The sequence below is a fragment of the Nocardiopsis sp. NPDC055824 genome (assembly GCF_053616335.1).
Map to the genome: position 1 here is coordinate 16,247 of NZ_JBSHDN010000082.1, position 12,560 is coordinate 28,806.

Annotated in this window: 7 protein-coding genes; 1 reads left to right on the forward strand and 6 read right to left on the reverse strand. The window is 75.7% G+C overall.

Annotated features, from left to right (window positions below; all coding sequences use genetic code 11):
* Positions 1–80: 80 nt before the first annotated feature.
* The 6 genes from ACWGL3_RS17700 to ACWGL3_RS17725 form a co-directional block, all read right to left on the reverse strand.
* Positions 81–1,130, reverse strand: a complete 1,050-nt coding sequence (locus ACWGL3_RS17700; RefSeq protein ID WP_267948344.1) for a DUF3068 domain-containing protein — start codon at positions 1,128–1,130, stop codon at positions 81–83.
* Positions 1,127–5,554 carry an alpha-(1->3)-arabinofuranosyltransferase gene (locus ACWGL3_RS17705; protein WP_267948343.1) on the reverse strand — a complete coding sequence of 1,476 codons (4,428 nt, stop codon included), beginning with the start codon at positions 5,552–5,554 and terminating at the stop codon, positions 1,127–1,129. Before ACWGL3_RS17705 ends, ACWGL3_RS17700 begins: the two co-directional genes overlap by 4 nt.
* On the reverse strand, positions 5,551–6,966 hold the full coding sequence (locus tag ACWGL3_RS17710; protein ID WP_267948342.1) for a glycosyltransferase family 4 protein: 1,416 nt from the start codon (positions 6,964–6,966) through the stop codon (positions 5,551–5,553). The genes ACWGL3_RS17705 and ACWGL3_RS17710 overlap by 4 nt, the downstream gene beginning before the upstream one ends.
* 225 nt (positions 6,967–7,191) lie before the next feature.
* Positions 7,192–7,332, reverse strand: a complete 141-nt coding sequence (locus ACWGL3_RS17715; RefSeq protein ID WP_267948341.1) for a hypothetical protein — start codon at positions 7,330–7,332, stop codon at positions 7,192–7,194.
* Entirely contained in the window at positions 7,329–9,320 is a 1,992-nt protein-coding gene (locus ACWGL3_RS17720) for a hypothetical protein (RefSeq protein ID WP_452461562.1), read from the reverse strand. The genes ACWGL3_RS17715 and ACWGL3_RS17720 overlap by 4 nt, the downstream gene beginning before the upstream one ends.
* Positions 9,320–11,230 carry a GDSL-type esterase/lipase family protein gene (locus ACWGL3_RS17725; protein WP_452461563.1) on the reverse strand — a complete coding sequence of 637 codons (1,911 nt, stop codon included), beginning with the start codon at positions 11,228–11,230 and terminating at the stop codon, positions 9,320–9,322. The genes ACWGL3_RS17720 and ACWGL3_RS17725 overlap by 1 nt, the downstream gene beginning before the upstream one ends.
* 297 nt (positions 11,231–11,527) lie before the next feature.
* On the opposite strand from ACWGL3_RS17725, the gene ACWGL3_RS17730 reads away from it, so the two are divergent.
* The gene (locus ACWGL3_RS17730; RefSeq protein ID WP_452461564.1) at positions 11,528–12,475 is read left to right on the forward strand and encodes a hypothetical protein; all 948 of its coding nucleotides are present in this window, start codon (positions 11,528–11,530) and stop codon (positions 12,473–12,475) included.
* The last annotated feature ends 85 nt before the right edge of the window (positions 12,476–12,560 follow it).

The following is a 12,560-nucleotide window of genomic DNA, read 5'->3' on the forward strand; positions in this document are numbered from 1 at the left end:
ATACTACGGCGTGGCCTCCTCGCCCACCTCCGGAACACAGGCGTGCGCCGGCGGACGCGGCCCCGTCCGCCGGGGCCCGGTCACCACTGCGGGTCGAGGGGCTCCCGGGCCCGCCGGCGCCCGCGCCTCCGGGCGGGGGCCTCCCGATCGGCGGGGGCGCCGTCCGCACGGTGGCCCCGCCATGCCCCCACCAGGCCGACGAGGACCGCCAGCCCGCCGAGCGGTCCCAGCGCCCAGGGCGCCCAGGAGTCCAGGGCGCGCAGCAGCACCGACCGGACGCGGGCCTGCTCGGCGTAGGCCGAGACCTGGTTGTCCGCCATGACCAGTTCCGCGTACAGGAGCGGGACCTCGCCCCCGCCGTCCTGCGGGCGCAGGGTCTCCGAGCGCGTCTCGTGGGCGTCGACCACGATCCCGCTGACCGGCTCCACCCAGAACGTGCGGCTCACCTCCAGCCAGCGCGTGGCGGTGACCGTCCCCCGGGCGCCGGACCGGAACAGCCCGGCGGGCACCGGGCGCGCCGACTCCGGCACCTGGGAGGCCTCGACCCACTGGCTGTACCGGCGCACGGGGACCCCGGCGACCTCGTCCCACTCCTGGAACTCCAGCATCGGCGCCGAGCGCACCTCGGCGTCGTAGAACGGGTGGTCGCCCTCCTCGGCCCCGGGCGGCCACGAGTACACGAGCCCCGCCTGGCGGACCGCGCGGTCGCCGTCGACGTGCTCGCCGCAGCAGTTCACCGCCCTGCCGGTCTCGCGGTCCACGATCACCCGCCGGCTCCAGTGGTCGATCATCCGGTCGGGCACCGAGGTGTCCACGGACACCTCCCACGCCGACCAGTCCCCGCCGTGGGCCGAGCCGTCCACGCGGGTCACCCGGGTGAGCTCCGCGGCCTCCACCCACCGCCAGGTGGAGGTGTCGAGGTAGCCGGCGTCCTCGTCGACCATCCTGACGTCGAACCGGGTCTGCGCCGGCAGCAGGGCGATCCTGTCGTGCACGTACAGCGGCAGCAGGGCGGCCAGTGTCAGCAGGAACGCCCCCAGCGCCACCATGACGGCGCCCCGCGGCAGGGGGCGTCCGGGGGTCCCGGGCGGGCCGACCTGGCTGTCGGTCCGCGTCCCGGTCGCGCTCATGCGCGGGCCTCCTCGGAGTCGGGCTCCCTCAGGTCGCCGTCACGGGGCTCCGCCGCCGGGGCGCTCCCGTCCGCCCCGCCCGGGTCCGGTCCGCGGGCGGCCTCCGGGTCCGCCCCGGCGGCCGCGCGGACCGCCGGCGGGTCGGCGTCGGCCGGGTCGCCGTCGCCGCGCCGGCCCAGGGCCAGGACGAGCCTGGCGAGCGCGGGCAGGCACAGCAGCTGGGCCGCCCAGCCGCGCAGCGCTCCCCCGAACGCCTCCGTGACGTCGTGGAAGGGCATGTACAGGGCCAGGTGGGTGCCCAGGGCCACGGACAGCCCGGCCAGGCCCAGCGACACCACCGGGGGCCACGGCCCGGCCAGGTGGGGCAGCAGGCGCCCGCCCATCGACGGCCGCCCGGGCCTGGCGTGCCTGAGCCGCCGGGGCGCGCGGCGGCCCAGCCACCACATGCACAGCAGGATCAGGCCGACCAGGGCCGCGCCGACCCAGCCCGCGACCCAGACCCCGTAGGCCAGGCCGAGCGGCAGGACCGCCCAGCGGCCCGGCCACCCGGAGCCGGCCGCGGGCAGGGCCCGGGAGCCGCGCGGGGGCGAGGCCCGGAGGGCGCGCCCGCCCGGCAGGAGCCGGCGGGGCCACAGTGCCGCCGCCACCAGCACCGCGGCCAGGGCGGCGCCGACGGCGAGGGCGCGGTGGTAGGCGGTGTCGGGCGTGTACGTCAGGGTGACCGTGCCCGCGCTGCCCTCCGGGAGCACCCAGGCCTGCTTCCACCCCTCCAGGCGGATCGGCTCCAGCGGCGCGTCCCCGCCCTCCAGGACCGCCCGCCAGCCCTCGTTGAAGTTCTCGTTGACGACCAGGAAGCTGTCCTCGTCGACGTCCACGTCGAACCGGCGCTCGCCCGGCCCCCACTCGTGCAGCGCCTCCACCTCGGCCGTGGTGACCTCGGCCCGGTCCGCGGCCGGCCCCGCGGAGCCGATGAGCGCCGAGCGCACCTCGTAGCGGTTGCCCGGGTCGACCACGACCCGGTTCTCGCCCTCGACCAGGTCCAGGTCCGTGCAGCTCTCGTAGGGCACCGGCCGACCGGTGAGCTGGTCGGCGAGGGCTCCCCCGCTGATCCGGGTCTCCACGCGCTGTCCGTTGACCCGCAGCGTGGGGCCCAGGCCGCAGGCGGTGGACGCGTCGCCCTCGGGCAGCGGGTCGACCGGTTCGACGCCGGGGAGCTCGACGGAGCCGATCTCCAGCGACTGCCCCTCGGGCCGCTCGAACGTCACCCGCAGCGAGGACGCGGTGAACTCGGCGAAGTCCACCCGGCCGCTGCCGTCGAGCCAGCCCTCGCGGACGGTGCCGCCGCCCTCCACGGTCACGCGGATCGGCCGCATCACGCTGTCGGCGCGCGGGAACTCGACGGCCAGGTACCCGATCTCGGCGGGAGTCCCCAGGTCGATGTCGAGCCAGGGGTTCTTCTCCTCCGGGTCCGGGTACCAGACGGTGCTCTCGTCACCGTCCAGGACGCCCCGGCCCATGGCCGCCGGGTGCTCCACCGCGGTGGAGGAGGCGGTCACGTGCGGATGGGGGCCGGCCCGGTTCGCGGCGTTCTCCGCCTCCCTGGGATCGGTGAGCACGACCTCGCCGGTCACGGAGTGCGGCGTGGAGGCCGCGTCCGCCGACAGGTCGAAGGTGCGGTCCAGCCCGCGCGCGTCCTCCCCCTGCACCTGGAGGCGCGGGTTGCAGACCCACACGTGGGAGCCCTCCATGCAGCCGGGCACGGTCCCGGTGGAACCGGTGAACAGCAGCGTCCCGGTGTCCGCGGGGCCGGGCACGCGCAGGGTGCGGTCCGGTTCGAGGCCGGGGACCGAGACGGAGGAGATGCCCACACGGGTGCCGAACCGGTACTCGGGCTCCCAGGCGAGCTCGTCCACGCGCACGCGCAGCGTACCGGTGGGCCCCGGCGGGGCCATGAGCTCCTGCGGCTCCGCCGTCTCGGCGACGGGGACCTCCGCCTCGCCGTTGTCGGTGACCAGCGTGACGCGGGAGGGCGGCGGCTCGCCGGCGAGCTGCTCGAAGGCGATGCTCAGCCCCGTGAGGTCCTGGGGCTCGGAGAACTCGACCTCGATCCACTGGCCCAGGGCCCCGGTGAAGGCGCTGGACCGCCACGAGGTGGTGAGGTCGTCGTCGAGCGCGGCGTGCGGGGCGTGCCCGGGGTCGCGGTCGCCGGCGCGTGCTCCCGCGCCGCTCTCGGACGAGGAGGCCCTCACCGACTCGATCCCGATGTCCTCGGCGTGGGCGACGTGGTCCTCCCAGGCCGGGTCGAGGACGTCGGGCGCGGGGACGTCGCGTTCGAGTTCCTCGTCCTCGGTCAGGGTCGCGGACACGTTGCGGCGCACGTCGGGGTAGACGACCTCGCGGCGGCGGGCGGTGTCGGTGACGATCGTGTCCTCCGCGGCGATCCCGGCGGCGCCGGGGTCGTCGCCCAGAAGGACGGGGCGGTCGTCGGTGAGCAGGCCCTGCTCGGCCAGGTGGAGCACGGACTCGGGCCCGCCGGTGACCCTCAGCGTCCCGTCGGAGGGGACGGTGCCCACGGTCGGGGCCGCCTCCCCGACCTCGTAGACGGTCAGGGCCGGGTACGGCTGGTCGAACCACTGCGAGGCGGACTGGTGGTCGAGGGAGCCGATCACCGGGCCGAACTCGGCGGCCTCGGTGATGCCGGGCGAGTTCCGGAGCGCCTGGTGGACGCGTGCGGGCCAGCCGCCGTTGTTGGCGGTGCGCTGGAGGTCGTTGCGGACCAGGAGGTGGGTGACTCCCATGCGGGCGAGGGTGGCGGAGAGCCCGGCGGAGCCGCGGCCCGAGGAGACCCTCTGGTCGATCTCGTGGGTGATGCGGGAGACGCCCGCCGACCCCCACGGGATGATCTGGTGGTTGGTCCAGGCACCGTCCAGGAGGGGTTGCAGGGGTTCGTCGAGGGGGCGTCCCCACTCGTACTCGCCGCGCGCGGAGCCCGGCAGGGCCATGGTCATGCCGCGCTCGTCGGAGCGCTCCTCCAGCCAGTCGGCCGCCTCGTACCAGTACTCGGGGATCCGCTCGTAGCCCCCGGCGGGAGCGATGCCGACGGCGCCGATGGGCACGAGGGTGACGAGGAAGACGGAGGAGGCGCCGCCCGCGACCGCCCGGCGGACGCGCCCGGGGACGGGGCCCCCGCTGCGGTCCGCCCGGTCGCGCGCCACCACGACCGGCAGGTGGGCCAGCCCCAGGACCAGCGGCAGGCGGATCAGCGCGTCGAACTTGTGCACGTTCCGGAACGGGGAGAGGGCCCCGTCGAGGAGGGTGCGCACCGTCTCCGCGAAGGGCCCGGTGAGGTCGCCGGTGAAGCCCGCGACGATGATCGCGGTGCCGGTCAGCAGGCTCGTGATGAGGAACAGGCGCTCGGGGGTGCGCCGGTTGACCAGCCCGGCCAGGCCGAGCCCGGCGACCACCGCGGTGGCCGCGATCAGCCAGGGGGTGGTGGACAGCTCCGCGCCCGAGGGCAGGGCCGTGTTGCCCTGGTCCGGGAGGAACCCCATCCAGTTGGAGGTGCCGCGCAGCGCGTTGACCAGGGACGTGACACCGGTGGTGACGGCGGCGTCCTCGGTGTAGGGCATGAACGAGTACACGTACCGCGACATGATGAGCAGCGGCGCGACGTACCAGGAGGAGGCCAGGACCAGGGCCGCGGTCCACCACGCCATGAGCCGCCGCTTGCGGGGGCCGTTGGCACGGGTCAGCAGGTAGAGGCCGGGGACGACCAGGACGGCCAGCTCGGAGGCGGCGTTGGTGCCGCCGCACAGGAGGAAGGCCAGGCCGGACAGCAGTGCGGCGCGGGCCGGGGAGTACCCGTGCCGGGCCCCCAGGACCAGGGGCAGCAGGATCCACGGCATCAGCAGCATGGGCTGGAGCTCGGCCGAGTTGTACGACAGCAGCGTCAGCACGCGGGGGGCCAGGGCGTAGGCGACCCCGGCCAGGATGCGCGTGTTGGCGGTGCCGATGCCCAGGGCCTCGGCGACCTTGTACACGCCGGTGAAGGCCGCGACGAGCAGGACCGCCATCCACAGCCTCTGGATGAGCCAGTCGGGCATGCCCAGCGAGTCGAACAGCAGGTGGAAGGGGCCGTTGGGGAAGAAGTACCCGTAGGCCTGGTTCTGGATCTGCCCGAAGTAGGAGGCGTCCCACAGGTGCAGGGCCCGCTCCATGAACCCCAGGGGGTCGGCCGTCAGGTCGATCTTGGTGTCGCTGACGATCCTGCCGGGGTCGATGCTCGCTGCCAGAGCGCCCAGTAGCAGACACACCGTGAGGACCTTGAGCCGTGTGAGCAGCCTCTGGTCCAGTTCTCCGCGGGGGGCGGTCGGTGTGCTGGAATCCTCCGGTTCGCGCCTGGCGGTGGATTCCGCCGAAGTCACATTCGCTCTTTCCTGCCTGCTGCCCCGGCCGGGGCGCCCGGGGTGGTCGTGGTGGCCGGGGCCTCTCCGGCGCCGGGGTGGTCGGGGGTTCCGCCGGGGAGGCCGAGTTCGGCGGCGACCAGCCGGGCCATCCGCGCGCCGCTGGCCTCCCAGGTGAACCGGGCGGCCCACGCGAGGCAGGCGCGGCGCACGGCCTCGGCCCGTCGGGGGTCGGACAGCTCCTCCAGGGCCCTGGCGACCGCGCCGGCGAGGTCCTCGCCCTCGCGGACCAGCCACCCGGTCTCACCGTCACGCACCGAATCGCGAAGTCCGTCCACATCGTAGGCCACGGTGGGCACGCCGAGGCGTGCGGCCTCGATGACGGTCAGGCCCCAGCCCTCGAACTCGGAGGCGGTCACGTGGAGGTCGCACGCCGCCAGGACGCCGTTCTTGTCCTCCTCGGAGAGGAAGCCGTGCAGGCGGACCCGGTCGCCGGTGCCGTCGCGCACGACCTGTTCGGCCAGGTGGTCGCCCTCGGGGCCGCGCCCGATGATGTGCACCTTCAGGCCGGGGTGCGCTCCGCGCAGGCTGCGCGCCAGGTCGACCACCTGCGAGACGCGCTTCTGGACGACGAGGCGGCCGAGGCTGACGACGGCGGGGCTCCCGAGGCCGGTGGCGGGGGCCGCGGGGGGCCCGGGGAGGAGCCGGCCGGAGGGCGCGGTCCGGGGGTGGTGGAGGGCGGCGGGCCGGAGGGGACGCGCCGGGGGTGTGCCCCCGTTGTGGACGATCTCGATGGGCGCCCTCCAGCCGAGCTTCTCGCGCATGGCCCGGCGGGAGGACTCCGACACGGTGACGGTCGTGCAGTCGCGGTACACGCGGGAGGCGACGGCCGACTCGATGAAGCGGCCCACCCGGGCGAGCGGGGCCGCGAAGTAGGCGTTGAACTGGAGGTCGTGCACGTGGTGGACGACGCTGACCACCCTGGTGCCGCGGCGCAGGACGAGCCGGGACAGGAAGGGGATGCCGTTCATGCAGTCGAAGGCGAGCATGTACTCGCGCCGCCACAGGGCGAGCCACGCCATGACGCGCGGGTAGACGGTGAACTTGCCGCCCATGCGCCTGATGACGATGCCGTCCCGGGTCTCGACGCGGGCCTGTTCGGGTTCGCGGCTGGTGAGGAAGGTGACGATGGCGCCGCGTTCGGCCAGGTGGCGGCTGATCCGCCAGGCGTACTCCTCGGCTCCCCCGGCGGCGGCCTGCCAGGGGTCGCGCCAGTTGATCATGACCAGGCGGACGCCGTCGAGGCGCGGTCCGGGGTCGGGGGGCGCCTCCGTGCCGGCTTCCGCCGGGGCGGGTGCGGCGGTGGCGGCCGGGGACGCGGCGACCCGGGACAGGGCGGGTTCCGCCCCGTGGCGGACCTTCTGGAAGACCACACGCTCTCCTTCCGCGCGGAGTCCGGGAGGATCGACCGCGAGCACCCTCCGCGTACGCCTGGACACGTACGGCGATCACGCGGGGGAAGGGTGGAACGCATGCCGAACAGACCCGTCGACCGGACGTCTGTGGGGGGCGGCCTGGGACGGGGGCCGCGGGGTTTCGGGGGTGGGGCGCCCCGCTGGGGACGGGGCGCCCGCTGTCCTCCGTCGAACTCGGGCTTCCTAGCGGTCGCCGTAGTTGTAGAGGGTTTCGTTCACCGGCTCCGCGGTCGCGGTCGAGTCCGTGGCGAGGCTGGTGGCCAGAACAGTGCCACCCCCCGCCAGGGCCGCGCCGATGACGCAGGCGGCGATTACCTTGATCACTTGGGGATCTCCTTCCGCGCGCCCGACCCCGAACTGGGACCGAGGCACTGGAAAACGAGACTAGAACCTGATCTAGCCATAGACCAGATGATTGCCCCAACTGTAACTAACCCACCGGTAACTTCCAACCCCGAAATGGTGGCTTTGTCTGCCTTGATGTGCTGATCCTGAACCTCCAGAAGCACCATGTCGACCCCTTCCACCACCACGGACAGTCCGTCCACCCCGGACCAGAACTGGTTATCGACCGGTGCCGACACCGCCACGTACCGCACCCCGGCCCCGGCCAGGACCCCGGGGTCCAGCCGCTCGGGCAGCCCGGTCCCCGGGTCCGGCCGCAGCAGCCCGGCGACCTCCCGGGCCCGGGCGTCCTCGCCGGTCACCACCACCGCGCCGCCGTCCGGAGTGCCGACCACCAGGTCGTCGTTCCACACCGTCCGCCGGTCGAAGAGCCGGGTGGCCGGGTCGAGCACGACGGTCGGCCGGCCGGACCAGTCGATCCCCCGGTAGGCGCTCCACGGGAGCACCAGCACCGCCCCGGGGCGCCCGTCCCCGGCCACCGCCCGCTGGGCCTCCAGCCAGGAGGCGGGGTAGTCGGCGGGAGCGAGCGCGCCGCCCGCGCCCCACAGGAGACCGGGGAGGGTCACCACGGGAAGGAGCCCCGCGAACACCGCCAGCACCATCCGCCACAGCCCGGCGGGCTCCGGTCGGGAGCCGCCCGCAGGCGGGGGGCCGTCTCCCCCCGGGGAACGGACGGCGCCCGCCACGGGGAGGCCCCGCGGCGGGGCGCCCCCCTCCCCCGCCACGGAGGAGCCCGACAGCCACAGCACCGCCGCGCCCAGCCCGAGCGCCTGCACCAGCGCCAGGGGGGCGACGTAGAGCTGGCCGTCCCGCAGCACCCCGAACCCCGGCCACAGCCCGACCAGCCAGCCCAGGAGCTCCCGCCCGGGAGCGGTGGCGCCCAGCAGGGCTATCGCCAGGCCCGCGGCGGCGGCCGCGGAGAGCCCCGCCCCGAAGGGCGGCCGCCCCCTCCGCAGCAGCCACGCCCAGCCCGCGAGCGCCGCCAGGCACAGGAGCAGCCGCACGGCGGCCGTCACCGGCTCGCCGTAACCCGCCGGGACGGCCCCCGAGTTCCACACCCCGCCCAGGAGCAGCAGGGACACCGCCGTGCCGAACGGGGTGTCGGACCTGGCCGCGAACGTCTCCACCCCTGCCGGGTCGGTCCCCGCGCCGCTCGTCAGCGACGGCAGCAGCCACGGCAGCGCGACCGTCACCAGCGCCGCGAGGAAGAGCCCGGTCCGCGCCCACCGGCGACCGCCGGGACCGCCCGCTCCGGGCGGGGCGCCGCCGGGCGCCCGACGGGCCCCCAGCAGAGCCACCGGGCCCGCCGTGAGCCCGGTCAGCACCACGGACGAGAACCCGCCCACGGCCGCCGGGACGAGCGCGCGCACGACTCCGGCGAACCCCGCCCCCGGCCGGAGCTCCGCCGACCGGACGACGGCCCCCACCACCCACGGCAGCCCCGCGTAGCCCAGGAGCACGGCCCACTGGCCCAACAGCAGGCGTTCGGCGACGAACGGGTTCCACACGTACGCCAGGCCCGCGGCGGCCGAGGCCGCGAGCGTCCCGGCCCGCACCGGCCCGCCTCCCGCCCACGCGCGGGCGAACAGGACGGACGCCCCCGCCCCTCCCACGGCGAACACCGCCAGCAGCGCCAGCGCCTGCACCGCGTCGCCCGGCAGCACGCCCGACAGCGCGGCCACCACCACGTCGCTGGGCACGGCCCGGGGGAAGCCGTCCGCCCCCTCCAGCACCGTGCCCGAGGACAGGTCCGGCACGAACACCATGTCGTAGCGGAGCACGTACCCGGGGCCGAGCGCCGGCCCGAGCGCCAGGACACCGGCGAGCAGGCCCACCGCCCACGGCAGCAGGCGTGCCGCCCACCGGAGCCTCCGGGCGCCGCCCGCGGCACCGCTCCGCACGGCCATCAGCCGCCCCCCAGGAGGGCGCTGTCGGAGAAACCGCCCTCCACGTAGTCCCGGTAGGAGCGGACCACGACCTCGTAGGCGCCCGACACCGTCGCCGTCCAGCGCGGCTCCTCCCCCGCCGAGCCGAGCGTGCGCCAGCCCTCCCCGTCCTCGGGGCCGCGGCCGTCGCGCCGTTCACAGCCGCCGTCCGGCTCCGAGGGGGCGGGCAGCGGCGCCTCGGGCGCCGGGGTCGGGCCGGGGTCCGGCAGGGGCGGGTCGGTGGGAACCGGGTCCGGCGCCGGCGGGGACGGGTCCGCGCCCCCGTCCGGCGGGGCCGCGCCCCCGCCGTCCGGGCTGCCCGGCATCCCGTCCACGTCCGCGGGGACCCCCGGGGACCGCCGCTCGTCGGCGGACACGCAGTCCAGCGGCCGCACCCACACCTCGTAGTGGGAGGCCTCCTCCACCGCGTCCCACACCACCGTCGCGCCGCCGTCCCGGACCCCGATCCCGTCGGGGCCGGGGGGCGGGTCGTCGTCCCACACCAGCTGCAGGGGCTCGGACTCCGCGCCCTCGTCCCTGCCCTTGAACGGTCGCACGACGAACTCGTACCGCGCACCGCTGAACAGCGACTCCACCAGCACGGACCTCTCGCCGCCGTCGTCCTCCACCTCGACCGGCAGCACCGACGCCTCGTCGGGGTCGGGCTCCACCCGGCGCTGCACCACCCGGTAGCCGGTCGCCCCGGGCACGGCCTCCCAGCTCAGCACGAGCCCGTCCCCGGTCTCCTCCGCGACGGGCTCGGGAGCGGTCGGCGGACCGACCGGCAGGCGCGGGAGCGGGCGCTCGAACGCCCGGCCGACCCCCAGCGGATCGGCGAGCGCGTCGGCGAACGCCGCGGCGATCCTCAGCTCGCCGCGCGCGTTCGGGTGCGCCTCGTCCCAGTTGTCGCGCGCCGGCGCGTACCCGTCGGCGACCCGCGCGACGACCACGGGCGAGTCGCCGGAGGTGAGCTGCCGGGCCAGGTCGACCAGCCCCATGTTGAACCGGGCGATCTCCTCGTTGAACCGGCCGTCGTCGCCGGTGCCCTCCACCGCGGGCAGCTCCCCGATGACGAAGCGGGTCTCGCCCTGCACGACACGGACCGTGGACACCGTCTCGCCGATGCCCTCCAACGCGTGGTCCGCCCCGTGCCCGGCGAGGATGTCCTCGGTCCCGGCGAGGAGCAGCAGGTACTGGGGGGCGTGCTCGGCCGCCACCTCCGCCACACCGGTGGCGAGTTCCCTCGTGGACGTGCCCCAGCGCGCCGCGTGGTCGGTGTCGAATCCGGGGTCCGCGTAGTCACGGTTCCCGGGCTCCCCGTCGTCGAGCCCGTACAGGTCGTCGCGGGGTCCGACGAAGTCGATCTCGACGTCGGCCTCCCGCAGGTGGGACCACAGGTGGAAGCGCCAGGTGTAGTCGCCGCTGCTCCCCTGGGTCAGGGAGTCGCCGACCAGCATGAGGCGCAGCTCGCCCGCGGGCGGCCCCGGAACCGTGACGGGCTCCTCCGCGAGCTCGTCCCCCTCGCCCCGCGCCCCGCCCGAACCGGTCTGGATGAGCAGGAGGGTGACGGCCATCGCCGCGAGCATGACCCCCAGGAGCCCGAGCGGACCGGGCTCGAAGCGCGAGGAGCGGTACCGCCAGGGGGCCGGGCGCGGCCAGGGCAGGTCACGCCACGAGAAGTTCCGCGCGTACCCGCGCCAGGAGTGCGGGAGCAGCCCCGCCGCCCGCGACCACGGCGAGGGGCCCGCCCCGCCGGCCGCGGAGGAGCGCTCCTCCGCCTCCGGTTCCGGGACGCCGTTCGCGCCGTCCCCCGCCTCCGCGCGCGGGGGGCCGACCGCCCCGCCGCGGGGCTCGGAGGTGTCCTCACCGGGCTCGCCTGGGTCCTGCACCATGCCCCATCCCTCGCCGTCACGCCCTTCGGCAGCCCCGGAACAGGTTCTATGCCCACTCCCGGAGCCACACCGTCCCTGGCTGTTCAGACGAGGACATGGGGCTCGTCAGACCAGACTAGAACTGGTTATATGGAGGTCGTCAACCGTCCAAAGTCCTCCGGCGGCCGATGTGGGACCGCGCATCCCGACGTTAGCGCCACCCGTGTCCGCCGAGACCCCCGCCCCGGCGCTGCCGCACCGGGCGCCGACGCACGGGCCCTCCCGACGCCGCCGCCTCCGAGCCGAAAGGCCCCTCCCGTGATCGGACTCCTGGTCGCGCTCCTGTCCGCCGTGGTCTACACCGTCGGCCTGAGCGTGCAGCAGCGTGCTCTGCACGGGTCGGAGTCGATCTCGGTCAACCGCCCCCTCCACCTGGCCCGCGTACTGCTCGGCAACCCCCGCTGGGTGTTCGGCTGCCTCTTCACCGCGCTCGGCAGCGTGGGGCTCATCGTCTCCCTCGGCCTGGCCCCGGTGTCCGTGGCCCAGCCCGCGTTCGCCGCCGGGGTGGCGTGCGGCATCCTCGTCGTCACCCTCGTCGTGGGCGAGCGGATCACCCGCGGCGAATACGTGGCCCTGGCCCTCATGCCGGTCGCCCTGGGCCTGCTCACCCTGTCCACCGCCGACGGCGCGGAGACCGGGACCACCGCCGACACAGGGCTGCTCGTCACCGTCAGCCTGGCCACCGTGGCGGCGTGCCTGGCCGTGGTCGCCCTCACCGGCGGCGGCGGACGGTCCATGTCGGCGGCGGCCCTGGGCGCCGCGGCCGGCTTCGCCCAGGGGAGCGCCGGACTCCAGGGCAAGGGCCTGGGCGGACTGCTGGCCGACCACGGCCTGTGGGCGGCAGTGGCCCCCGCGCTCCTGTCCCCCTACCCCTACCTGTACGCGGTCGGGTGGGCGGTGGGCATCGTCCTCTTCCAGACCTCGCTCCAGCGCTCCCGGGCGTCGATCACCGCACCGGTGTCCAACGTGGCGGGCAACGTGTTCATGGTCGTGATGGGCACGATCCTGTTCGGGGAGCGGCTGCCCGACGACCCGCTCATGCTGGCGCTGCGGATCGGCGGCTTCGCGCTGACCCTGGTCGTGGTGGTCCTGGTGCGCGGCAACGTGGCCCGGGCCGAGGCCGACACCAGCCGCAGGCGGGCACACCTCGCCGACGCCGCGCCGACCGCCCCCGCCCGGGACGGCACGGACGCGCCCGGGGCCTGACCCCGGCCGTCCCACGGAAGGCGGGGCCCGGCGCCGCCGCCCCGCACCGGAGCCGGCGGCGGGCCCGTGTCCGCGGACACGGGCC

Coding starts and splice junctions, on each gene's coding strand:
- ACWGL3_RS17700 (WP_267948344.1), bottom strand. CDS start 1,130: ATGAGCGCGACCGGGACGCGGACCGACAGCCAGGTCGGCCCGCCCGGG.
- ACWGL3_RS17720 (WP_452461562.1), bottom strand. CDS start 9,320: ATGGCCGTGCGGAGCGGTGCCGCGGGCGGCGCCCGGAGGCTCCGGTGG.
- ACWGL3_RS17725 (WP_452461563.1), bottom strand. CDS start 11,230: ATGGTGCAGGACCCAGGCGAGCCCGGTGAGGACACCTCCGAGCCCCGC.